This is a genomic window from Candidatus Symbiopectobacterium sp. NZEC127, from assembly GCF_025962675.1.
Classification (GTDB): Bacteria; Pseudomonadota; Gammaproteobacteria; order Enterobacterales; family Enterobacteriaceae; genus Symbiopectobacterium.
In genome coordinates, this window is the sequence record NZ_JAGFPG010000001.1 from 680,635 (window position 1) to 703,896 (window position 23,262).

The 23,262-nt window shown below is 51.9% G+C and carries 22 protein-coding genes; 5 read left to right on the top strand and 17 right to left on the bottom strand.

All coding sequences use genetic code 11. The features are described 5' to 3' along the window. The first annotated feature begins 8 nt into the window (after positions 1–8). Together pheT and ihfA are read left to right on the top strand one after the other, a co-directional pair. Positions 9–2,396, top strand: coding sequence for a phenylalanine--tRNA ligase subunit beta (pheT, locus tag J5069_RS03215; RefSeq protein WP_264642494.1), 2,388 nt, complete (start codon positions 9–11; stop codon positions 2,394–2,396). 4 nt (positions 2,397–2,400) lie between these two features. Beyond that, positions 2,401–2,697: an integration host factor subunit alpha gene (gene ihfA / locus J5069_RS03220; RefSeq protein ID WP_009112984.1), complete on the top strand. Its 297-nt coding sequence runs from the start codon at positions 2,401–2,403 to the stop codon at positions 2,695–2,697. A 30-nt stretch (positions 2,698–2,727) separates the two neighbouring features. Here ihfA and J5069_RS03225 read toward each other — a convergent pair whose 3' ends face one another. The 4 genes from J5069_RS03225 to nadE all read right to left on the bottom strand — a co-directional run bounded on the left by J5069_RS03225 (position 2,728) and on the right by nadE (position 6,889). Continuing rightward, positions 2,728–3,138, bottom strand: coding sequence for a nitrous oxide-stimulated promoter family protein (locus J5069_RS03225; protein ID WP_264642495.1), 411 nt, complete (start codon positions 3,136–3,138; stop codon positions 2,728–2,730). 160 nt (positions 3,139–3,298) lie between these two features. Further along, a complete protein-coding gene (locus J5069_RS03230; RefSeq protein WP_264642496.1) occupies positions 3,299–5,017 on the bottom strand; it encodes an ABC transporter ATP-binding protein in 1,719 nt (572 codons plus the stop codon). Between the two features lie 79 nt (positions 5,018–5,096). Next, entirely contained in the window at positions 5,097–5,987 is an 891-nt protein-coding gene (gene yddG, locus J5069_RS03235) for an aromatic amino acid DMT transporter YddG (RefSeq protein ID WP_264643713.1), read from the bottom strand. Positions 5,988–6,064: 77 nt separating this feature from the next. Further along, on the bottom strand, positions 6,065–6,889 hold the full coding sequence (gene nadE / locus J5069_RS03240; protein WP_264642497.1) for an ammonia-dependent NAD(+) synthetase: 825 nt from the start codon (positions 6,887–6,889) through the stop codon (positions 6,065–6,067). A gap of 226 nt (positions 6,890–7,115) precedes the next feature. On the opposite strand from nadE, the gene osmE reads away from it, so the two are divergent. Then, the gene (gene osmE / locus J5069_RS03245; RefSeq protein WP_264642498.1) at positions 7,116–7,448 is read left to right on the top strand and encodes an osmotically-inducible lipoprotein OsmE; all 333 of its coding nucleotides are present in this window, start codon (positions 7,116–7,118) and stop codon (positions 7,446–7,448) included. 92 nt (positions 7,449–7,540) lie between these two features. Here the strand turns inward: osmE and J5069_RS03250 are convergent, their stop codons facing one another. The 9 genes from J5069_RS03250 to pelW all read right to left on the bottom strand — a co-directional run bounded on the left by J5069_RS03250 (position 7,541) and on the right by pelW (position 17,887). Next, the gene (locus J5069_RS03250; protein WP_264642499.1) at positions 7,541–8,941 is read right to left on the bottom strand and encodes an L-cystine transporter; all 1,401 of its coding nucleotides are present in this window, start codon (positions 8,939–8,941) and stop codon (positions 7,541–7,543) included. A 122-nt stretch (positions 8,942–9,063) separates the two neighbouring features. Next, complete coding sequence (locus J5069_RS03255; protein ID WP_264642500.1) at positions 9,064–9,639, bottom strand: metal-dependent hydrolase; 576 nt, start codon at positions 9,637–9,639, stop codon at positions 9,064–9,066. 91 nt (positions 9,640–9,730) lie between these two features. Continuing rightward, the gene (paeX, locus tag J5069_RS03260; RefSeq protein ID WP_264642501.1) at positions 9,731–10,687 is read right to left on the bottom strand and encodes a pectin acetylesterase PaeX; all 957 of its coding nucleotides are present in this window, start codon (positions 10,685–10,687) and stop codon (positions 9,731–9,733) included. A 326-nt stretch (positions 10,688–11,013) separates the two neighbouring features. Next, positions 11,014–11,730, bottom strand: a complete 717-nt coding sequence (locus J5069_RS03265; protein WP_264642502.1) for an oligogalacturonate-specific porin KdgM family protein — start codon at positions 11,728–11,730, stop codon at positions 11,014–11,016. Positions 11,731–11,978: 248 nt separating this feature from the next. Next, positions 11,979–13,268 carry an ABC transporter substrate-binding protein gene (locus J5069_RS03270; protein WP_264642503.1) on the bottom strand — a complete coding sequence of 430 codons (1,290 nt, stop codon included), beginning with the start codon at positions 13,266–13,268 and terminating at the stop codon, positions 11,979–11,981. 15 nt (positions 13,269–13,283) lie between these two features. Further along, positions 13,284–14,411, bottom strand: a complete 1,128-nt coding sequence (locus J5069_RS03275; protein ID WP_264642504.1) for an ABC transporter ATP-binding protein — start codon at positions 14,409–14,411, stop codon at positions 13,284–13,286. 13 nt (positions 14,412–14,424) lie between these two features. Next, positions 14,425–15,330 (bottom strand): carbohydrate ABC transporter permease, encoded by a 906-nt coding sequence (locus J5069_RS03280; protein WP_264625477.1) that lies wholly within the window; start codon positions 15,328–15,330, stop codon positions 14,425–14,427. Further along, positions 15,323–16,213 carry a carbohydrate ABC transporter permease gene (locus J5069_RS03285; RefSeq protein ID WP_195313325.1) on the bottom strand — a complete coding sequence of 297 codons (891 nt, stop codon included), beginning with the start codon at positions 16,211–16,213 and terminating at the stop codon, positions 15,323–15,325. Before J5069_RS03285 ends, J5069_RS03280 begins: the two co-directional genes overlap by 8 nt. 42 nt (positions 16,214–16,255) lie before the next feature. Next, a complete protein-coding gene (pelW, locus tag J5069_RS03290) occupies positions 16,256–17,887 on the bottom strand; it encodes a pectate disaccharide-lyase PelW (protein ID WP_264642505.1) in 1,632 nt (543 codons plus the stop codon). Positions 17,888–18,584: 697 nt separating this feature from the next. Here pelW and J5069_RS03295 point away from each other — a divergent pair. Further along, positions 18,585–18,917 (top strand): cupin domain-containing protein, encoded by a 333-nt coding sequence (locus J5069_RS03295; RefSeq protein WP_264642506.1) that lies wholly within the window; start codon positions 18,585–18,587, stop codon positions 18,915–18,917. Positions 18,918–18,985: 68 nt separating this feature from the next. On the opposite strand, the gene hxpB is transcribed toward J5069_RS03295, so the two are convergent. Next, positions 18,986–19,657: a hexitol phosphatase HxpB gene (gene hxpB / locus J5069_RS03300; protein WP_264642507.1), complete on the bottom strand. Its 672-nt coding sequence runs from the start codon at positions 19,655–19,657 to the stop codon at positions 18,986–18,988. A gap of 269 nt (positions 19,658–19,926) precedes the next feature. On the opposite strand from hxpB, the gene J5069_RS03305 reads away from it, so the two are divergent. Continuing rightward, complete coding sequence (locus J5069_RS03305; RefSeq protein ID WP_264642508.1) at positions 19,927–20,475, top strand: YniB family protein; 549 nt, start codon at positions 19,927–19,929, stop codon at positions 20,473–20,475. A gap of 54 nt (positions 20,476–20,529) precedes the next feature. Here the strand turns inward: J5069_RS03305 and J5069_RS03310 are convergent, their stop codons facing one another. The 3 genes from J5069_RS03310 to J5069_RS03320 form a co-directional block, all read right to left on the bottom strand. Beyond that, complete coding sequence (locus J5069_RS03310; protein ID WP_264642509.1) at positions 20,530–21,390, bottom strand: fructosamine kinase family protein; 861 nt, start codon at positions 21,388–21,390, stop codon at positions 20,530–20,532. 155 nt (positions 21,391–21,545) lie between these two features. Further along, positions 21,546–22,400 carry a metal ABC transporter permease gene (locus tag J5069_RS03315; RefSeq protein WP_264642510.1) on the bottom strand — a complete coding sequence of 285 codons (855 nt, stop codon included), beginning with the start codon at positions 22,398–22,400 and terminating at the stop codon, positions 21,546–21,548. After that, complete coding sequence (locus tag J5069_RS03320; protein ID WP_264642511.1) at positions 22,397–23,260, bottom strand: metal ABC transporter permease; 864 nt, start codon at positions 23,258–23,260, stop codon at positions 22,397–22,399. Before J5069_RS03320 ends, J5069_RS03315 begins: the two co-directional genes overlap by 4 nt. Positions 23,261–23,262: the final 2 nt, after the last annotated feature.

Here is a 23,262-nt window from a genome sequence, read left to right on the forward strand (position 1 = left end):
ACAGTATTATGAAATTCAGTGAACATTGGCTGCGCGAGTGGGTTAACCCGGCGATCAGCAGTGACGAACTGTCAGAACAGATTACCATGGCCGGCCTGGAAGTGGATGGCGTTGAGGCAGTTGCCGGGGCGTTTCATGGTGTAGTGGTCGGTGAAGTGGTCGAATGCGGACAGCATCCCAATGCCGATAAGCTGCGCGTCACCAAAGTCAACGTGGGCGGTGAGCGTCTGCTGGACATCGTGTGTGGCGCACCCAACTGTCGTCAGGGGCTGCGCGTGGCTGTTGCCACCATTGGTGCCGTACTGCCGGGCGATTTCAAAATCAAGGCGGCCAAGCTGCGCGGTGAACCCTCTGAAGGGATGTTGTGCTCGTTCTCCGAGCTGGGCATTTCTGAAGACCACAGCGGAATTATTGAACTGCCGCACGATGCGCCGATCGGTACCGATATTCGCGCCTATCTGGGGCTGGATGATAACGCCATCGAAATCAGCGTAACGCCCAACCGTGCCGACTGCCTGAGCATTATTGGCGTGGCCCGCGATGTTGCGGTGCTGAACCAACTGCCGTTGACGGCACCGGACATTACGCCAGTTGCGGCAACGATTTCTGACACCTTTCCGATTCGGGTCGACGCGTCTGACGCCTGTCCGCGCTATCTGGGTCGGGTGGTGAAGGGTATCGATGTGAAGGCGGCAACGCCGCTGTGGATGCGCGAAAAGTTGCGTCGTTGCGGTATCCGCTCGATTGATGCGGTGGTGGATGTGACCAACTACGTACTGCTGGAGTTAGGGCAGCCGATGCATGCTTTCGATCTGGACCGTCTGGACGGCGGTATTGTGGTGCGTCTGGCGCAGGAAGGCGAAACCCTGACGCTGCTGGATGGTAATCAAGCCACGCTGAATGCAGACACTCTGGTGATTGCCGATAACAGCAAAGCGCTGGCAATGGGCGGTATTTTCGGCGGTGAACACTCTGGCGTTAACGGTGAAACCTGCAACGTACTGTTTGAGTGCGCCTATTTCAATCCTTTGGCAATTACTGGGCGTGCCCGTCGTCACGGCTTGCATACCGATGCGTCGCACCGTTACGAGCGCGGTGTCGATCCGGCGTTGCAGCACAAAGCGATGGAACGTGCCACCCAACTGCTGCTGAGCATTTGCGGTGGTCAGGCCGGGCCAGTGATCGATGTGACCAATGAGGCACACTTGCCGGCACGCGCTACGATTACGCTGCGCAGAGAAAAACTGGACCGTTTGATTGGGCATGTGGTTTCAGACGAACAGGTGAGCGATATCCTGACTCGCCTCGGTTGCAGCGTGGCTCGTACCGATGCAGGCTGGACCGCAGTAGCACCGAGCTGGCGTTTTGACATGGAGATCGAAGAGGATTTGGTGGAAGAGGTTGCCCGTGTTTACGGCTACAACAATATTCCCAATATCCCGACCCACGCGCCGCTCACCATGACATCGCACCGTGAAGCGGCACTTTCGCTCAAGCGCGTGAAAACCTTGCTGGTTGACCGCGGCTATCAGGAAGCGATCACCTACAGCTTTGTCGATCCTAAAATACAATCGCTGATCCATCCTGGTGAAGAAGCATTGATTCTGCCAAGCCCGATCTCCACGGAAATGTCAGTAATGCGTCTGTCGCTGTGGAGCGGTTTGCTCGGCGCGGTGGTTTATAACCAAAACCGCCAGCAGAGCCGCCTGCGTCTCTTTGAAAGCGGTTTAAGATTCGTTCCTGATAGTCAGGATAAACTCGGTATTCGTCAGGATGTTATGTTAGCTGGCGTGATTACCGGGAATCGCTATGATGAACATTGGGATCTGGCGCGTCAGACGGTTGACTTCTATGATCTTAAAGGTGATTTGGAAGCGTTGTTGTCACTGACGGGTAAACTTTCGGAAATTGAGTTCAAAGCCGAATCGCATCCGGCGTTGCACCCGGGCCAGAGCGCAGCGATTTATCTGGCAGGGGAAGCGGTTGGTTTCATTGGTGTAATCCATCCGGAGCTGGAACGCAAACTGGATCTTAATGGCCGTACTGTGGTGTTCGAATTGAGCTGGAACAAGGTCGCAGACCGCGTGGTTCCTGATGCGAGCGAGATTTCTCGCTACCCGTCAAACCGTCGCGACATCGCGGTTGTGGTAGCAGAAAACGTTTCGGCAGGCGAAGTTTTGTCAGAATGTAAGAAAGTTGGCGCAAATCAGTTAGTTGGCGTAAACTTGTTTGACGTGTACCGAGGCAAGGGCGTGGAAGAAGGGTATAAGAGCCTGGCGATCAGTCTGGTATTGCAAGATACCTCTCGTACACTGGCAGAAGAGGATATTGCCGCTACCGTATCACAATGCGTAGAGGCACTAAAACAGCGATTCCAAGCATCCTTGAGGGATTGAACCTATGGCGCTTACTAAAGCTGAAATGTCAGAATACCTGTTTGAAAAGCTCGGGCTGAGTAAACGGGATGCCAAAGAACTCGTCGAACTTTTTTTTGAAGAAGTTCGCCGCGCTCTGGAAAATGGTGAGCAGGTAAAGTTATCGGGGTTTGGTAATTTCGACCTGCGCGATAAGAACCAACGGCCGGGACGTAACCCTAAAACGGGTGAAGATATTCCGATTACGGCGCGCCGGGTGGTCACCTTCCGTCCAGGGCAAAAGCTCAAAAGCAGAGTCGAGAACGCCTCTCCCAAAGAGTAGTTCTTACATGCGATTCACAAAAAGGCCGCGTCAGCGGCCTTTTTTTACGCCGCGATCCGGGCTGGCAGTCTGCGGTTGGCGCACCCGCGTCGTGGGTTCCTGACGCGGCGTATGCGCCGGTACCGGGCGATGGTCATCAATTAAATGGCGTATCGCCAGAATAGGGTGGTGCAACAACATTCTTGGCCCCGACCAGCGCATAATGGCGCGAATCTGTTCGCGTTTGGCGGGTTGATAGCAGTGGATCGGGCAATGCTTGCAGGCTGGTTTCTCTTCGCCAAACTGACAGCGCTCAAGGCGATTGGTGGCATAGGCAGAAAGGTGCTGATAGCGATCGCCATCCTCCGCGTCTGTGGGATGGTGCTTTTCATACAGGTCTATCATCAGCAGAACGGTGCGCAGTTCTCGCAGACGATATTTTCCCATTGGTTTTCGTGCCACGGTTCGTCTCTCATCCCGTTACCTTTATTGGTGTATTTTAAATGCATTTTATTGGGTAAGAAACCATGAATGTCAAAAATGCGGGGAAAAAAGGGAGTAGACAGAAAAAAGGCGAGAGACAACGCTCTCGCCTGAGTATCACGGCCTATCGATCAAGCGGTTACGCTTGACCAAACTGGGCCTGATGCAGATGGGCATAGCTGCCGCTGTTATTGAGCAGAGCCTGATGGCTGCCTTGCTCAATAATTCGGCCCTCATCCACCACCACGATACGATCGGCGTTCTGAATGGTCGCCAGACGGTGTGCGATCACCAGCGTAGTGCGTCCGCTTGATAACTCGCTCAGCGATTGCTGAATCGCCTGTTCGGTTGCCGTGTCCAACGCGGAGGTGGCCTCGTCCAAAATCAGAATCGGTGGGTTTTTCAGGAAAATCCGCGCAATCGATAAACGTTGTTTCTGCCCACCGGAGAGTTTCACCCCACGTTCCCCCACCACGGTATTCAATCCGTCTGGCAGGGTGGCAATCAGTTCATCGAGCTTGGCGCGCTGAGCGGCGTGCATCACTTCTTCATCGCTTGCGCCCAGTTTACCGTAAGCGATGTTTTCCCGAATAGTGCCACCAAATAAGAAGACATCCTGCTGCACGATACCGATCTGGTGGCGCAGTGACGCTTGCGTCATGTTGCGGATATCGATCCCGTCGATGGTGATAGCACCCGTGTTTAAATCGTAGAAACGGGGTAACAGAGAACACAACGTGGTTTTCCCCGCTCCTGATGGGCCAACGAATGCCACGGTTTCTCCTGCATGGATAGCGAGGGTGATATCATGCAGCGTCGGCCTTTCCGGCGTGTAGCCAAAGCTAACGCGATCGAAGCGGATATCGCCCTTGAGGTGCGTAACGGCACGCGCATCGGGGGCATCTTTGATGTCAGGCACCGTATCGATCAATTGGGTGAAGCGCTTGAACCCGGCAATCCCTTTCGGATAGCTCTCCAATACCGACGTTATCTTGGCAACCGGACGGAAGAACACTTCAATCAGCAACAGGAAACCAATAAAGCCACCGTAAGACAGTTCACCTTGAATCACATACCAAATGCCCGCCAGCATGATGATCAGTTGAATCAGGCGCGTGCTGAGATAGCTCAGCGTCAGGCTCGCGGTCATGATGCGGTAAGCTTGCAGTTTGATGGTGCGATAGTTCTCATTGTCCTGCGCGAACAGCGCTTTTTCATGAGACTCATTGGCAAACGCCTTCACCACGCGGATCCCGCCGATGCTCTCTTCAATGCGCGCATTAAAGTTGCCGACCTGGCCAAACAGACGGCGCCAGGTGTCGGTCATCTGCGCACCGTAGCGACTGACCAGATAAGTCATGAACGGCACAATGACCACGGTAATCATCGCCAGAGGCAGGTGTACGGTAGCCATCAGGATAAAGGCACCAATAAAGGTCATGATGGCAAGGAACAGATCTTCCGGACCGTGGTGGGCTACTTCGCCAACCTCTTCAAGATCTTTGGTCACATGGGCGATGATATGTCCGGTTTTCATATTATCGAAATAGCGGAATGGCAGGTTTTGCAGATGGTCAAAAGCCTGACGACGCATATCGGTCTCGATCCCGACGCCCAGCGCATGTCCCCAGTAGTTGACGATGGCCATCAGCGCAGTATTGAGCAGGTAGACCAGCAGCAAGGCAACCGAGGCGAGTAAAATGAGCGACCAATCCTGAGCCGGTAACAGCTTGTCGATGAAGGCCTTGATAGCCATCGGGAAACCAAGCTCAAGTAAACCGGCGATGATGGCACAGCCAAAATCAAGAACGAACAGCCCCTTGTAGGGGGCATAGTAAGCAAAAAAACGCTTTAACATACAATACGATGAAATGAGTTAAATAAATGTGAAACGCACTATAACAGGTATTGCCCGCTGAAGGGAGCGCGATAAAACCCTACTGTTTTTGTGTCTCTCGCGTTGCCCACCAACAGACCAATGAGCCCAACGTAATCATGGCGACACCCTGCCAAAAGGCCACATCGGGCACCGTATGCAACCACAGGGCGGCCAGCAGCGTTGAGAACACCGGCGTGAAATATGACGCGGTGGCGAGCAGTGTCATGTTGCCGCGCTGAATACCGGTATTCCAGGCAGAATAGGCGACGGCTGTCGATGCTCCCATAAACAGCAGTTCCAGCCCGGTGGTAACGGAAAATGCCATCGGCGGCCTAGTGGAGGCCGCGTATTGAATCCACAGCACAATGCTGACCGCGAGGAAGAACAGGGTATTGCCACTTTTGCCCCGCGCGAGCCGCTTGGTGATATTGCAATACAGCGCCCAGGAAATGGCCGCGGCGAAGGCCAGGCCGTAGGCCAGCGGGTTGGTCAGAATGTTTTGCCACATCACTAATGGCGACCAGTGACTTTCGCCTTTCATCATCCAGACGATGCCGACCAGCGCGAGCGCGACCCCAATCCATAGCCCAAGGCTGCTTTTTTGTTGATTGATAAAAACCGCAAACAAGAGCGTGAGGCTGGGCCAAAGGTAATTGATCATGCCCATTTCCATTGCCTGAACGCGATTCGCGGCAAAGCCGATGGAGAGTGACAGGAAGATTTCGTAACAGACGAAAAGCAATCCGCCGCCAAACAAATAGCCTTTGGAAAAACCGCGCAGAGACGGGAATCCGGAGAACATCACCAGACAGAGCGTACAGGTGCTGTATACCATCGCCGCCCCCCCGACAGGGCCGAGGGCTTCGGTTAAACTGCGTAACAGGCCGACAGAAGTACTCCAGAGCAGAATCGCTAACAGGCCTGCCAGCGTGGCGCGTTGTGGGGTCATATCCATGTTGATTATCATTGTTCCAAAAGAAAACGGATGCCGTTTGTGGCATCCGTGCAGCCTTTACTGCCTGCCTATCAGTGCCAGAAATCGTCAAATACAGTAACCGGAGGACGGCGCTTGTGTTCGGTCTTTTTATACCAGTTTTCGATAATGGCAGCGCGATCGGCGTCGATCGTTTTTCCTTCCAGATAGTCATCAATCTCGTTATAGGTGACGCCAAGGGCGGTTTCATCAGGCAAAGAAGGGCGATTCTCTTCCAAATCGGCGGTAGGGGCTTTGGTATACAGGTGCTGCGGACAGCCGAGTACCTTCAGCAACGCCTTTCCTTGCCGTTTATTTAAACGAAAAATAGGGTTGATATCCGTGCCGCCGTCGCCGTATTTGGTAAAGAACCCCGTGACGGCTTCTGCCGCATGGTCGGTGCCGACCACCAGACCCGCGTTCATGCCCGCAATGCTGTATTGCGCCTTCATGCGCTCGCGCGCCTTTTCGTTGCCTTTGACAAAATCAGACAGCGTCACGCCGATGGCCGCCAGGGTGGCTTCACTCGCTTCGACGGCGGGCTTGATATTAACCGTTAACACGCTGTCCGGTTGAATGAAAGCGATGGCATCCTGGCAATCGGCTTCATCCGCCTGAATGCCATAAGGCAAGCGTACCGCGATAAACTGATAACGCGTATCGCCGGTTTCGCTGCGTAACTCATTGACGGCGGTCTGGCACAGTTTGCCGGTCAGCGTGGAGTCCTGCCCTCCGCTGATCCCCAGCACTAACGAACGAATGAAGGGATTGGCCTTAAGATAATTCTTTAAAAAATCAATGCTGATGCGAATCTCAGCATTGGGATCGACAGTAGGCTTAACACCCAGTGCCTGGATGATCTCTTGCTGCAATGACATGATGGCCCCCTTCCTGAACCTGTTGATACTGCAAAATAATTATCTTGATGGGTAGAGTGTAAAGCTAATCGCCGTGAAGAAAAAGGACAAGCCGTGCGCGCGTATTTTTACTTTTTTTGGTGCAAAAAAGGTCATCGGGACCAAAAACGTAGTCGACTGATGATTTGAAAAATTGCAGCGGGCGATCTAGCCTTGTCAGTGACCCATTAATGAATGAGGTAATAACATGAAAAATAATCAACTACTGATATGTCTTGGTGCTGCGGGGGCTATCCTTCTCTCTGGGTGTTCAGCCTATAATCGTGCAGAAAGCAGTTTTACTGAGCCGGTGGTTAAAGAGGTGAAGGCCGGACAGACCAAACAGCAAGTGCGGCAAGTTGCTGGCGCGCCTGCGTCAGAAGTGCGGTTGAAAAATGCCAGAGGCACCTGCTTTAACTACCTGTTGAAAAACCGTGATGGCACGGCGCAGAACTATTTTGTAAGTTTCAACGACCGTGGACAAGTGTTGAACAAAGGCTTCCAAAGCTGCGAAGCCTATGACACCAATCCCCAGCGGTAATCGCGTTTTGCGCGTGTAGCCGTTTGCATAAACAAAAAACCGGCAGGGTAGACCTGCCGGTTTTTTTATGCCTGAACCAACTCGCCTTTGTGTCAGGCGTGAGAGGTGTTCAGCGATGACTCATCATCGGCCGCAAAACGCGCCTTGTCCGTTTGTTTCAGTAACTGACTGGTCACCGTACCTGCGGTCATTGAACCGCTCACATTGAGCGCGGTACGCCCCATATCAATCAACGGCTCGATAGAGATCAGCAGCGCGACTAGCGTTACCGGCAATCCCATGGCGGGCAGAACGATCAGTGCAGCGAAGGTTGCACCGCCGCCCACGCCGGCGACGCCCGCAGAACTGATGGTGACGATACCCACCAGCGTGGCAATCCATACCGGATCCAGCGGGTTAATGCCGACCGTCGGAGCAACCATCACGGCAAGCATGGCAGGATAGAGCCCGGCACAGCCGTTTTGCCCAATGGTGGTGCCAAAGGAGGCAGCAAAGCTGGCGATGGATTCCGGCACGCCGATGCGGCGCGTTTGCGCTTCAATGCTGAGCGGAATGGTGGCTGCGCTCGAACGGCTGGTAAACGCAAAGCTCAGCACCGGAGCAATTTTGCGAAAGAAGCGCAGTGGGTTGATGCCCGTTGTCGCCAACAGTACGCCATGTACCACAAACATGATGCCAAGGCCGAGGTAGGAGGCGATGACAAAGCTGCCCAGCTTGATGATATCCTGCAAGTTCGACGTCGCGACCATTTTGGTCATCAGCGCCAACACACCGTAGGGTGTCAGCTTCATCACCAGGCGAACCAACTTCATCACCCAGGATTGCAGCGTATCGATCGCCGCCAAGACGCGTTCACCCTTGGCTGCATCATCGCGATGCAGTTGCAGCGCTGCAATACCGAGCAAGGCGGCAAAAATCACCGTACTGATAATTGAGGTGGGGTTAGCGCCAGTCAGCTCAGCAAACGGGTTTTTCGGGATAAACGACAATATCAACTGCGGCACATTGAGATCGGACACTTTGCCCGCATAGTTACTCTCAATGGCGCTGAGACGCGCGGTTTCCTGCGCACCTTGCACCAGCCCTGAGGCACTAAGGCCAAACAGCAGGGTAACCAACACGCCGATCAGCGCTGCGATCAGGGTGGTTAACAGCAGGGTGCCCAGCGTCAATACGCTGATTTTACCCAACGCCGACGCATTGTGAAGCTTGGCAACCGAGTTGAGGATTGAAACGAAAACCAGCGGCATAACAATCATTTGCAACAGTTGAACGTAACCGTTCCCCACGATGTTAAACCAGGCAACGGAAGCCTTGATGACCGGGTTGTTGCCGCCATACACCAGATGTAGCGCGAAGCCGAACAGCACGCCGATCGCCAGACCGAGCAGAACCTTTTTCGCCAGACTCCACGTCGGGTTACGGCTGGCATAAGCAAGCAGGACGATCAACGCCAAAAAAACGATAATATTAGCCAACAGCGCAACGGACATACCGTCTCCTCCCTAAAAATGAAAACGGGCGCTAGGATAACAGCTCCTTATGGCTTTCGTTATACCAATCCGACGTATCTTTTGCCTAAAACGTATAGCGTTTACGGTTTTAATGAGGAGCACTAGCGGAGCAGTTGGCTGAATTGACTGCGGGCGGAATCATACCAGCGGCAGGCCTGCTCGTAGCCGTAACAGGCGCCCGCGCGCGGCGAGTGGTACAGCGAAAAGCCAATCAACGCCAGACAAAGCACCCGCTCAAGCTGGTTGCCTTTCTGGCTGTTGATCAGCGGCAAGCGAAAGCGCCAGCGGCAGGGCCACAACAAGGGCACACCGGCTGAGGTCAACATATCGGCCATGATGTGGCTGAGATAGCCAATCAGCATGGCGTGGTAGGCATCGGTGGGGATGGGCCAATCGGCAGGCAATTGCAGACGGATAAAACAGATGACTGCCACAATGGCCAGCAAACTGTGGGTGAAACCACGGTGCCCAAAGGCGCGGGCGACCGGTGCGGAAATCCAGCGTAAACGTTGACCCAACACGGATTTGGGGTGATCGATATCTGGCAGCAACGCGGTCAGCAGCGCGCCCGGAATGATATGCCACCAATCTCCGCTCGCCAGCGCTGGCGTGAGCTCTGCGTTTTTGGCAAAAATAGCGCAGGCGACGGAGAATAGTAGATGTCCTTCCGCAGTCATGGGGTTTCTCAGTGAACTGTTATTTTATCCAGTATAGAGAAATATTCCCCGCTGCGGAAGTTGTGACGGCGTAACTATTTATGTCTTGTGATTATTTCTTGCTGCTGGTGCTGTCAACGGGCAATGCACTGATCCAGGCATGAACCAGTTGCGGCCAGACAGCGACGGGCAACCCCGTGGTGCCGCGAATACCAAAACCGTGTTTGCCCTTTTCAAACAGGTGCATTTCCACCGGAATATCTTTCGCCTTCAGCGCAGAAAACATCACCATGCTGTTCTCAACCGAAACTGACGGATCGTCCACGGCATGCACCAAAAACGTTGGCGGGGTTTGCGCATTGACATGCTGATCCGGTGAATAACGCACGATACCCGCGTCGTCAGGATGCTGCCCCAGCAGCTGTTTGCGCGAGCCGGTGTGACCGATATCATCGCGCATGGAAATCACCGGATACATCAGTACCATAAAGTCAGGGCGTGCGCTCAGGCGGTCGATATCATCCTGCGCTGGCGTTACTGCACGGTCAAATTGGGTGCCCAGGCTGGCTGCCACGTGCCCGCCGGCGGAGAATCCCATAACACCGATGCGCTGCGGATTGAGCTTCCAGTTGGCGGCCTGTGCCCGCAACGTGCGTAACGCGCGCTGCGCATCCGCCAGAGGCGCATCTGCTCCCTCTTTGTGGCCTTCTCCCGGCATGCGGTAGGTCATGACGAACAAGGTATAACCTTGTGCGTTGAAGTAGGGGGCCAGATCGCTGCCTTCTTTATCCAATACCACACGTTGATAAGATCCGCCCGGGGTAACCAGAATGCCTACGCCATTGGGTTTTTCTGGCGCATAGACGGTGATTTCCGGGGCTCTTATTCCGGTGGCTGCGCGATCGCGCAGTGTTGGGTCCTTACTGCGTTCAACCACCTCGGGTTTGGCCGATGAGGTTGCTGCTCCCGGTGCTTCACCCTGTGGCCAGACAGGAAACGTGGTGTTGGCAAAACTGATTCCAGACATTGACACTAATAAAGCTCCGGCAATAAGAGAACGCGAAATCATAGTCTATTACTCGCAACAAAGTCATTAGGGAAGGAGTGAGCTAGCATGGAGAATTGGAGAGGAAAAAAAAAGGGTATTCATCACATCGGAGAGAAAACGAACACCCTAAAAACCACAAAAATATATATCAAGAAATAACGTTCATACACGAAGAGGGTAATTCAGACACAGAATACATAAACTAAAGCTAACTATCGCAATGCTAAAACTACTGCTGTACAGCTAAGGCAAACACATAAAAAAGGGATATTCCGGAACGCTATCACACTTTGTTAACCTGAATATCCCTGAACGGCTTTTGCCTGACTTTTAATCGTTAATCACGATTAGAAGCTATATTGAACACCTACGCGGAAACGGGTCTGGCGGTGATCAGATTTACCATCCTGTGCCACGTTACCGATAGCGGTATACGGCTTCCAGTTTTTATCCCATTTGTAGGACAGTTTTACATCGTGTTCCAGTTTCCATGTTTCTTTGTCAAACTGGAAGTTTTGATACTGGTTGGATTTTTTATAATCCATTTCGTAATCAACCTGCCAATCTTTCAGGAATTTATAAGAAAGCACGCCGGTGATGTTGTAGCCGGTTTCATCGGTTTGCTTACCTTTTAGCCCGATATTGTTGCTGTTACGTTTGTAGTAAGGACGATAGCGCAGTGAATAAGACAAGTCGTTGGTAATATTCACTTTACCGCGCAGGTAAGGGCGGTAGTTGTTGGAGTCAGAACTTGAATCTAAAGAGAAACCAGGTTCGATAGACCAGGTTTTATCAAAGTTGTAGACATAGCTGGCAACGACTTCAGTACCGTTACTGACAGTTTCGCTGAACGGACGGTTCGGCGTAGTATCATTCTTATGCTGTCTCCATTTGGCTTCAACAGAGAGACCAAAACCATTGGCAAAACGGTTAGAAATTGACAAGCGGTCTTTATGATCGGCGCTTGGGGTATCTTGCATTTCATGACGATAATCAATTGTGACTGCCATTGCGTTGACGCTAACGAGCGAAGCCACGGCCAGAGCTAATAATTTTAATTTCATTTTATTATTTCCCATCGAGTAATAACATTTATGCTAAAAGACGCATTTGTGCTTATTGGAACAAGTTCTATTTTATTTATTCTCAAATTCTATTTTGTGATCCGGATCGGCTTGAGTAACAAAAAGTAAAATAGGGTTTCAAAATGTGAACTTGATCGGCGGGGAAATAAAGTGTGTTTCAATTAAAATGAAAAAATCCCTGCCATGCAGGATGACAGGGATTTAAAGTGTATATTACATAAACACTATTACTTCATTGCACGTTTCAAAATACGCTCAGATTGACGCTGGAAGTATTTAGCCGCTTCATCAACCGTTTTCTGGCCGTAGTCGATAGACTGAATGGTATCACCAAACAGCGCTACGATTTGCGGGTCATCAAAGTACGGAGATACACCGATTTCGTGCGGTAATGTCAATGCCTGATTCAAGCCCGCGACCGCGTTGGAATCATCTTTGATGACGCCATCGCTACGCAGTTGTGCTACAGCTGCCTTGCTCAACGGTACGCCACGTTCCAGACCCAGCGCTTGAACACCTTCTTTGCTGTTCAGCAGGAAGTTGATCAGCATTGCAGCTTCTTTCGGGTGTTTAGACGATTTACCGATAGAGAGCATCTGGGCCGGTTTGAAGAACAGGCCTGCGTCTTTCGCACCTGGCAGCATCGGGTAGTTACCCAACGTCAGCTTGGCCGGCGGTTGCAGGTTATCAGAGTACTTGGTAATGGTGGAGTTCCACATGTAAGTACCCGCCCATTCGCCGGTAATCCACGGCTTCATTTCATACATGTTGCTCTTGCCGAAAGACGCGTAGTACTTCAGGTCCGGCATTACGTGGCCATCAACCAGTTTTTTGTACATGCCGAAGAAGTCAGCCCACTGCGCATCGTTGTAGGCAAATTTCTGGGTTTTCACGTCGATAGCAGGAATGCCGTACTTCTGTACCATGTAAGAGTTCAGCAGCGCCAGCGTATCCTGGTGCTCCATGATGACAGGGTAGTACTGGCTGCCCAGTTTTTCTTTGAACACTTTACCGGCGTTCAGCAATTCATCCCAAGTTTTCGGGTATTCCAGACCTGCTTTTGCCCAGGTATCGGTGTTGTAGTAGAACACACGTGCAGTCACGGAGATCGGAATACCGTTCAGTTTGCCGTCAACCGTGGTGTTGTTCAGTTCTTTTTGTTCGAACTGAGCCAGATCGATAACCCCTTTCTGCTTGTTCAGATCGTAGAAACCGTCACCGCTTTTAGAGAAAATCGGCAGCCAGTTCCAGTTGGTCTGCATCACGTCAGGCTCGGTGTTACCGGCGATCTGTGTGGTCAAACGTGCCAGGTGGCCGTCCCAACCGGTGTATTCCGCTTTAACGGTGATGTTCGGATTTGCCTTCTGGAAATCTTCAATCGCTTTCAGCGTCTGTTGGTGACGACCGTTGCCGCCCCACCAGGACATACGCAGTTCAACGTTATCCGCTGCGAAAGATTGATGCGCCAGCAATGCCAGAGATGAGGCTATCAACGTGTGTAGGATCGCTTTTTTCATCGGTAACTACTCCTGTTAAAGAGAGATATTTTGTTCTGTTTTTGCATCAAAGATATGGCACTTATCCATATCAAACTTAAAGAACACCTGACGGTTCAGGCCATTCTTAATAATCAATCGAGCATCCTCGGAAGGAATACGACTGGTTATCTCAAAGCCATCAACCTTTATGTACATAAAGAATTCATGACCCATGTTCTCTACGCGCACCAGTTCGCCGACAGAGTGGTTGTCTTCAAACGGTGCATCAGAGACTGACACATATTCAGGGCGCACGCCGAAGAAGATGTCCTGTGTCAGGTGAGAGCGGACTTTATCCTGCTGTGCCGTATTCAGGGGCAGGGTATAACCCCCTACGTGCAGAGCAATCTGACCGTTAGTTTCAACCAGTTTGCCCGGTTTAATGTTCATTTCCGGCGCGCCGATAAAGCCTGCCACGAACATGTTTTTCGGATAGTGATACAGGTTATCCGGCGTATCCACCTGCATGATGTGACCCAGTTTCATCACGCAGATACGGTCGCCCATGGTCATGGCTTCGGTCTGGTCGTGGGTAACGTAGACGCTGGTTGCTGGCTTGCCGCTTTTCTTCAACTGCTTGTGCAGGTCAGAAATACGGATACGCATCGAGGCACGCAGTTTGGCATCCAGGTTAGACAACGGTTCGTCGAACAGGAACACGTCTGGTTTTTTCACAATCGCACGGCCTACGGCCACACGCTGTGCCTGACCACCGGACAGCTGACGCGGCAGACGGTCCATCAGGTCTTCCAGTTCCAGGATTTTGGCGGCTTCGTTAACCTGTTCTTCAATCTTCTCTTTCGGCAATTTCGCCAGTTTCAGACCGAATGCCAGGTTCTCACGCACTGTCATGTGCGGGTAGAGGGCATAGTTCTGGAACACCATCGCGATACCGCGATCTTTGGGTACCAGGTTGTTTACGATGCGTTCACCGATACGAACTTCACCGCCACTGATGGTTTCCAGACCTGCCAGCATACGCAGGGTAGTGGACTTGGCACAGCCGGACGGTCCAACGATAACCATGAACTCACCGTCTTTGATGGTCAGATCGATACCGTGAACTGCTTTGAAACCGTTGGAGTAAACTTTTTCCAGTTTGTTGAAAACTACTTCAGCCATGATAAATCCTCTATTAACCTTTAATTCCGCTGCTGGTCACGCCCTGAACAAAGTAGCGCTGTGCCAAGAAGAAAATGATGATGGATGGCAGGATCGAAATGCTTGCCATTGCTAAGATTTCGTTCCAGGGTGCGCCTTCTGTTACGTCGATGGACATTTTCAGAGCCAACGCAATCGGGTATTTATCCACGCTGTAGACATAGATCAGCGGGCCGATAAAGTCGTTCATGGACCACATGAACTGGAACAATGCGACAGAGATGATGGCCGGTTTCAGAATCGGCGTAACCACATACCACAACACCTGCCAGGAGTTACAGCCGTCAATCTGTGCTGCTTCTTCCATATCACGCGGTACACCGCGCAGGAACTGAATCAACATGAAGACGAAGAACCCTTGGGTTGCAAATGCACAAGGCAAATACAACGGCATGTAGCTGTTCAGCATGCCCATTTCACGGAACATGATGTACTGAGGAATCAACAGTACGGTGCTGGGCAGCAACATGGTAGCGATCAAGGTCCCAAACCAGAAGTTTTTCCAAGGAATCTCGAAGCGGGCAAAGCCGTAAGCCACGATAACCGAGGAGATAATGGTCAGGATCACTTTCGGGATTACAAACTTGAACGTGTTCAGCATGTAATGACCGAAGTTGTACTCTGTACCGGTTTTCCAGCCGTTGACGAAGCCGTCACTGGTCGGGTTGTCCGGGAACAGTCCCAGCGTAGTAAAGATTTCATGGTTCGGTTTGAACGATGCAGAGAACATCCACGCCAGTGGATAGAGCATCAACAGACCGACGAATAACAACACAACATAGCGTACAGCTGCATTCATTTTTTCTTTACGCAACGTACGACGAACTTCTGCTTCTGCGAGGGCTTGCGCCGATGACAGATTGGAATGGATATCAGCCATTTTTTCCTCCTTTATCGGCGGAGTAGAACACCCAGTATTTAGACGATTTAAACGATATTGATGCGAACACAGCGACAACCAGGAACAGTACCCATGCTAACGCTGCCCCGTAGCCCATATCGAAATACTTGAACGCCGTATCGTAGATGTAGAGCGAGAACAGATAGGTGTAGTGCGTCGGGCCACCACCGGTAATAACGTACGGCGCGGTAAACTCCTGGAACGCCTGCGTGGTCTGCATGATGAAGTTGAAGAAAATAACCGGTGTAATCAACGGTACGGTCACTTTCAGGAACATCTGCCATTTAGACGCACCATCGATCATTGCGGCTTCGTACTGCGATTGCGGTACGTTCTGCAATGCGGCCAGGAAGATAACCATCGCGGAACCGAACTGCCATACGCGCAGCAGTGTTACCGACATCAGCGCCAGTGAAGGTTCGCCCAGCCAGTTGATAGCGTCGAAACCGAATACGGCCAGGAAGCTGTTCAACAGACCGTCGATGGCGAACAGGGCACGCCACAGTACGGCAATGGCTACGCTACTACCGAGAATAGACGGTACATAGTAAGCAGTACGGAAGAACCCGATACCACGCAATTTGAAATTGAGCACAAATGCAATCAGCAGTGCGAAAATCAATTTCAACGGAATGGTCAGGAATACATAGGCAAAGGTAACCCACAGAGATTTCCAGAAGAGGTCATCTTCCAGGAACATCCGGTGATAGTTTTCCAAACCCGTAAACTCAGGTGGATTCATCAGATCATATTCAGTAAAACTGAGCACAAACGATGAAATAAAGGGGAAAGCGGTAAAAACTATCAACCCTATTATATAAGGGGAGATATAGGCTAGCCCCAGCCTTTTGTTTTCATTCATAATGCTTACCTACTTAGTAATTGAGAACCATTAAAATAAAAATCAATGTGTTAATAACTCTGGATAAATTAATTCCACGTCATAAACAATTCTGTTTTCCCCATTAAAGCGAAAATCACCGTGGACGTATCCACCCTGCGTTAAAAGTGCCGGTACCGCGTCACGTTTACCGTGACAAGCGGCAACAAACGTCAGTAATGCCAGAGGAAGAGGATCATCCAGGCGTAAATAACGATGTTGTACCGAACGAACAAACAAACCATGATGAAAGTGCTGTTTGAATAAGGTTTCCGCTACGCGCCAGGCGCGTTCTGCCCAAAGTGGGGACTGCGTTTTTTCCGCCAGTTCCGTCAAGGCAACCAACAGGAAAGGCGTTGCGCTGTTTTCCAGGCCATCTTGCTCGCCGCGCGTTGCCATTGTCTCAATCAGGGCATACAGCTCATCGTCATCGCTCAAGCTATAAGCACGTACCAACGGCAGCAAATAATCACCTTCGAGTGCGAAGGGGGCTAATGTGGTGCCTTTTTTGCCATAATAGCCATCACGCGGGAACACAAAGCCGGTCATATCCTGGCCGTTGTTCCACATCGGTCGCAGCGTGTTGCTGACCACGTCATAAGCGTACTGGTAGTAATTCTTTAAGCCGGAAATTACCCAGGTCATGATGTCGCTATCGGGCTGCTGGCGCAGAATATCCAACATTGCCAGCGGGTTATCAATCAATAACGGGCGCATGTCGCGGAACAGCACATTGGCCTCTTTGGCGATAATGCCAAATTCCGGACCAAACTGACGTTGTGCACGGTCGCCGAACCAGGATTGCGTCTGGTTGTCATCTTCCGGTACCGGCTGGCGTTGCAACGGCGAACTGAACTGATACACCGGCATCCCGGTTTCAGGATTACGCGCCAACACATACTGGCGATATAAATGCTTACCCCATGCCGCCGCTGACACATCGCCGGTAAAGCGCGCATACGCAAAGGCGGCGTAAATCAGGTCGGTACCCGCGTTGACGAAGGTCAACCCTTTGGTCAGCGGCAGTTCAGGCCAGATCGCCGGGTCAACCACATCACGGCGTGCGTGTTCAAACACCTGCGGGTCACGCGTTTTGGCGTAATCACCGTGGCGGCCAAGATCCAGTTGCTGCCAGTCTTCAACATGGGCATTCCAGAAACCCTGCAAATAGTGCAGCGTTTTTTCTGCGTCGACGCGGTGCAACAGCGCGTAATAGGGCAGATGGTGTTTTAATTCATGCACCATGGCTTTGGATTCCGGCCCTTCGCTGCCCAACGTATCCAGATTGATAAAACGGTGCCCGCCCCAATAGAACAGGCCGCTGTTATCATCAACATAATGTTGGAAGAAGTAGTCGGTATAAGCGGTTGCCTGCTGTTCGTAACTGGAATCGCCAGTAATGACGCTCATGGCGCTTAAGGTTCTTAACCAGTTTTGCTGGCTGGCGAAATTCGCGATGGGCGCATCATGGCCATCCGGGAATTTCCACACTACGGGTTGTTGCGTGGTGACATCAAAGCCGTCTGCCCGCAGCGGTGAAGGATTTTTACGGCTTTGAGCGGCCTGCGATACGCGAGCGATATGGCTATCCAGGGCGGCTAACCATTCGTTGAGTGTCGTTTCTGAGCTGGTGCGTAAAGTCGTAAAAATACTCATCGAGAACCTTCTTATCGAACTGCGTTGCAGTTCCTTATAAATAGAAACACTGTTTCGATTGATTATATTGCGCTATTTGCCCGCTCGTCATGCACGCAATCTCGAAAGTGTGATCAAAGTCGGAACGTTGTTTTGATTTTTTTTAAGGAGGCGGTTTTGGCAAGGGCTGTGCCGCCTCATTTTAACTAACTAATTGAAATATATATCAAAGAAAACGCATTGTTGGAACGTGTCGCGTTATCTGTTAAAAAAATGTGTGAGCTTGTCAGCGTGCTATCGGTCAGAATTGCTACCGCATTGCTTTCATTGGTGAAACCAGAGAAGTGTAGTAAAGAACCGGGATGCTGCTAGCCAAGTCTGCTTGCTGCTACTGGTTCTTGGTACGCTACATTTACGCTTGCTCGCCACTGAGAGAACGAAAGCGCCGGGCAAAACAGCTCAAGTTGCGTGGCAGTGACAACCTGACCTGTTCCGGTGCGCGCCCGGCGCTTTCATGTTTGGAGAAGCGTGAAGCTGATGGTATAGTAATTCAATAAAAGTGAAATATTGTTTTATTTATTTCTTGAAGGCCGTCATGCTTTTACACCTTTTCAGTTTCGTTCGTAACGAATGTTACTAGAATGGCGCAATCCGTATGCAGTGCCTACCCGCATCCCGTTGGGAATTAGGCGATAACAATGAATAGGAAGGAGTGACCATGAAACGCTACTTTATTGATGATGAAACCCCGTGGGAAGAACTGGGCGGCGGTATTAAACGCAAAATCATGACCTGGACTGACAACCTGATGATGGTGTTGGTGCATTTTGATAAAGGGGCTATCGGTACGCCGCACACCCACGATATCCACGATCAGATTGCCTACGTTGCTGCGGGCAGCTTTGAAGTGGTGATTGAAGGGGAAAAACACATTCTGAAAGCGGGCGATGCCTATCTGGCCGTTAAGAATGAGATGCACGGCGTGGTGTCATTGGAAGATGGCAGCATCCTGATTGATACCTTCAATCCGAAACGCGCTGATTTCCTCTAAGCGCCGCTGATTCTAGCGTTACAAACCGGCCAGGCGATTGGCCGGTTTATCCTCCCCGTCAGTCCCGATCACTTTCCCGTCAAATCTTCCAGCGTTAACGCTGCCAGTGAATTCAACGTTTTGTCAGCCAATACCCAACGCGGATCCTGGGCATGCGCAGTGCTTGGCACCACGATGGAGCGCATACGCGCGGCTTTGGTGGCAATCATGCCGTTGACTGAGTCTTCCAGTGTGACACAGCGCAGCGGTGAAATATCTAACGCCTGCGCCGCGTTTAAATAGACCTGCGGGTGCGGTTTACTGAAAGGCAGTGATTCCGCAGAGGCCAGCGTAGCGAAATAGTGCGTCAAACCAAAGGTGTGCAACACGTGTTGCAGCATAAACAGCGGGGATGCGGAAGCCAGTCCGATGCGAAAGCCCTGTTCCTGACACAGTTGCAAAGCGTGCTCAACGCCGGGCAGCAGTGGGCGGCGTTCATCCACCAGTTCAAGGGTGCGGGCGATAATACGCTTGACCACCTCACTGCGGCTGGGGGTTTTCCAAGGGGAGTACTGATACCACAGGTCAACCACCAGATCGATACGCAAGCCTAACAAATCGGGCAGGGTATCGCGCACCGAGGTATCCACCCCTAATGCTGCAATCACTTCTACCTCAGCCTGTTCCCACAAGGGTTCAGAATCGATCAGCAAGCCGTCCATATCAAACAAGGCGGCGCGAGGCGCGTTAGCTACAGACATCTACGTCTCCTGTCAGGTAAAAAGAGGTCATTGGGCTGAGTTGGCCGCTTCCAGCCCGCGTATGTCAGCCCTGCAACGGGCAGGCTACCACAGTTTTCACCGTCATGGGGCGTTGTGTATGGGTGTCTACACTGCCTATCGACAGTTATTATGGTTATAATGCAACGGGATATGCCAGCGGCTTCTGTTTCGGCGTTGCCTGCCCGTTACCCCGGAGCCGCTCGTGCTGGGTGAGGGCTATTTTATCGCGTCATTTATAAGGGGAACTCATGACGTATCAACAGGCGGGTCTTATTGCGATTATAAAACGCATTGCAGGATGGATCCTTTTTATCCCGGCTCTGCTCTCAACCTGCATATCGCTGGCGAACTATGTCTATCAATACACGCAAAAAAAGCAGGGCATTGATGCCGTACTTCTGGATTTTCTGCACCTTATGATTGATATGACGCGCTTTAACACGCCGTTTCTTAACCTTTTTTGGTACAACTCGCCGATGCCGGATTTCTCCCGGCCCTTCGCTGTCGCCAGTATCATGTTCTGGATTATCTATTTATTGATTTTTGTTGGGCTGGCACTGCAAGTGAGCGGTGCGCGCATGTCGCGCCAGGCGCGGGCGGTGCGTGAGGGCATTGAGGATCAGGTGATTCTTGAGAAAATGAAAGGGAGTGAGGGACGCACCCGTGAAGAGCTGGCATCACGTGCAGAAGTGCCGCATCACACCATCTTTCTGCAATATTTCCCGCTGTATATCATGCCGATTATTACCGCCGTTGCCGGTTACCTGGTGTTGCGCCTGCTGAGCGTACCCGTGTGATAGCTACCGCAGCCCTTGCGACATGATGCTGCAAGGGCTGTGCCACCGTCTGATTCACGTGGTCAACTGCTGCTCAATGGCCTGTTGCGCCGCAGTAACATGTTGCCCGCCAAACAAATTTGCCCGGTTAAGCAGATAATAGATCTGGTATAACGGCTGGCGTTCAATAAAGCCCTTATCCAGCGGCCAGACGTTTTGATAACCGTCATAGATTTGCGGTGGCAGCGAAGGCGTGAGGGGTAACATCGCCAAATCACACTCTCTGTCGCCCCAATAGCTGGCCGGATCGAACAGGAAACTGCCATCATGATAGCTGGCGCAGTTGTCGGGCCAAAGATCGCCGTGCAGCAGTGAGGGTTGCGGTTGATGTCCAGCCAGGCGCGACTCCACCTGCATAATCAACGAATCGATATCACCGAAGTACATCCCTTTTTCGGCAGCCAACTGCAACTGCCAGCCAATGCGCTGTTCGGCAAAGAACGTGGCCCAACGCCGCTGCCAGCTATTTGGTTGTGGCGTGGTTGAGAGGTCATTATCAAAATCCAAACCAAATTGTGGCTGGTCGCTCCATTGATGCAGATGTGCCAACTGCTCTCCGAGGCACCAGGCACTGTGCGCATCCAGCGGCTTTGGAGCAAGGTATTCCATCAGCAGAAAGCTGTGATCCCGTGAACTCCCTACGCCATACACGGCAGGCACTCGTACCGTACGACTGCGTGCCAGCAGCGCCAGTTGATCGGCCTCAGCGGTAAATTTGGGCAACATCTCGCGGATATCGCTCTTGACGAAAACATCATACTCACCGTATTTCACCTGCCAGACGGTGTGCATCTCTCCGGCTTCACACGCCTGGTACTCGAAGATATCAGCGGTTCCAAGATGTTCATCCAATAGCTTGCCGATTGCTTGCCACATAGCGCCACCCCCGTTGATGATGTCACGAAGAGATTGTTACCTTAGCGTATTCCTTATCAGTAAACCTGAAGCTGTCGCACAGCATGGGCAATCGCCCACACCGAGAGCAGTATAACCCGAATCGTCAGCCGCTGGCTGAAAAACGCGCTATCGTGTTAAGACAACGCCGCTTGCGCGATGCGCTGACGTCGGGTGCGAACCTGATGCACGGTCAAGGCTAGCGCGAAGAACAGCGCCTGAACCAATACGATACAAGGCCCCGTTGCGCCATCCAGATAAAAACTGATCAGCGTGCCCGCAACGCAGGAGAACACCGATACGCAGGTGGCGACAATCAGCATACCATCAAAGGTTTTACACACCATAAACGCGACGATACCGGGGGCGATAAGCATGGCAATGACCAAAATAACCCCAACGGCTTGCAGCGACGCAACGATAGTCATCGCCAGCAGGCAAAGCAGACCGTAGTGGAGCCATTTGACCGGCAGGCCAATCACACGGGCATGGTGCGGATCGAAGCAATACAGCATCAGGTCACGGCGCTTAAGCATGACAATGACCAGCGTGACACCGGCAATCAGCAGGATTTGCGTCAACTCTTGTGCGGTGATCCCCAAGACGTTGCCAAACAGAATATGCGACAGATGTTGGTCGGTATCTATCCGGGCAAACATCACCAGCCCGAGGGCGAACATGCCAGAGAAAACGATACCCATCACGGTATCTTCTTTGACGCGGCTATGCTCTTTCAGATAACCGGTGGCGAGCGCGCACAGCACGCCGGAGGCAAATGCGCCTACCGCAAAGGGAATACCGAGCAAGAACGCCACAACGATGCCGGGCAGTACGGCGTGGGAGATGGCATCCCCCATTAACGACCACCCTTTGAGCACCAGATAGCAGGAGAGTACCGCACACACCACGCCGGTGACGACGGCAGCCAGCAGTGCGCGTTGCATGAACGGATAGGCCAGCGGTTCAATGATCCAATCAAACAACATTGTCATTGCACCTCTCCCTCTGCCGCACGGTGGCGCGCACGCCGTGTCGCCAGTAAGCCATGTTTCGGGGCAAACAAAAACGCGAGCAGAAAGATCAGCGTCTGCAAGGTGACAATCACCCCGCCCGTTGCACCATCAAGATAAAAACTGAGATAGGCACCCAACGCGCTGCTGATGGCACCGAGCACAATGGCAATCACAATCAGTCTGCCAAAACGATCGGTTAACAGGTAAGCGGTAGCACCCGGTGTGATCACCATGGCAATCACCAAAATGGCACCTACGGTTTGCAGCGCGGCTACGGTGCAGGCGCTGAGCAGGGTAAAAAACAGGATTTTGAGCTTCAGCGGCGATAAACCAATGGAACGGGCGTGGTTCTCATCAAAAAACACCGCCAGCAGATCTTTCCACAGCACACACATGATGATGAAGGTAATGCCGATAATAATCTCGACCTGAAGCACGTCCTCATCGGCGATGCCGAGAATATTGCCGAAAATAATCGACTGTACGTTAACCGAGGTGGGGTTAAGGGAGATGATCAGCAATCCGGCGGCAAAGAAGGTGGAAAAGATAAAGCCGATAATGGCATCTTCACGCAAACGTGTGATGTGACGGATAAGCGTCATTGCCAAGGCGGCCAGCATGCCGGTAAAAAAAGCGCCCGCCGCGTAGGGCAAGCCCAGTGCGTAGGCACCCGCAACGCCCGGCACCACAGAGTGGGAGAGGGCATCGCCCATCAGCGACCAGCCCTTGAGCATCAGGTAGGCGGAAAGAAAGGCACAGACGCCGCCTACGATGGCACTCACCCAAATTGCCTTCACCATGTAGTTGTAGTGGAACGGCTGCAACAAAAGTTCAAACATCT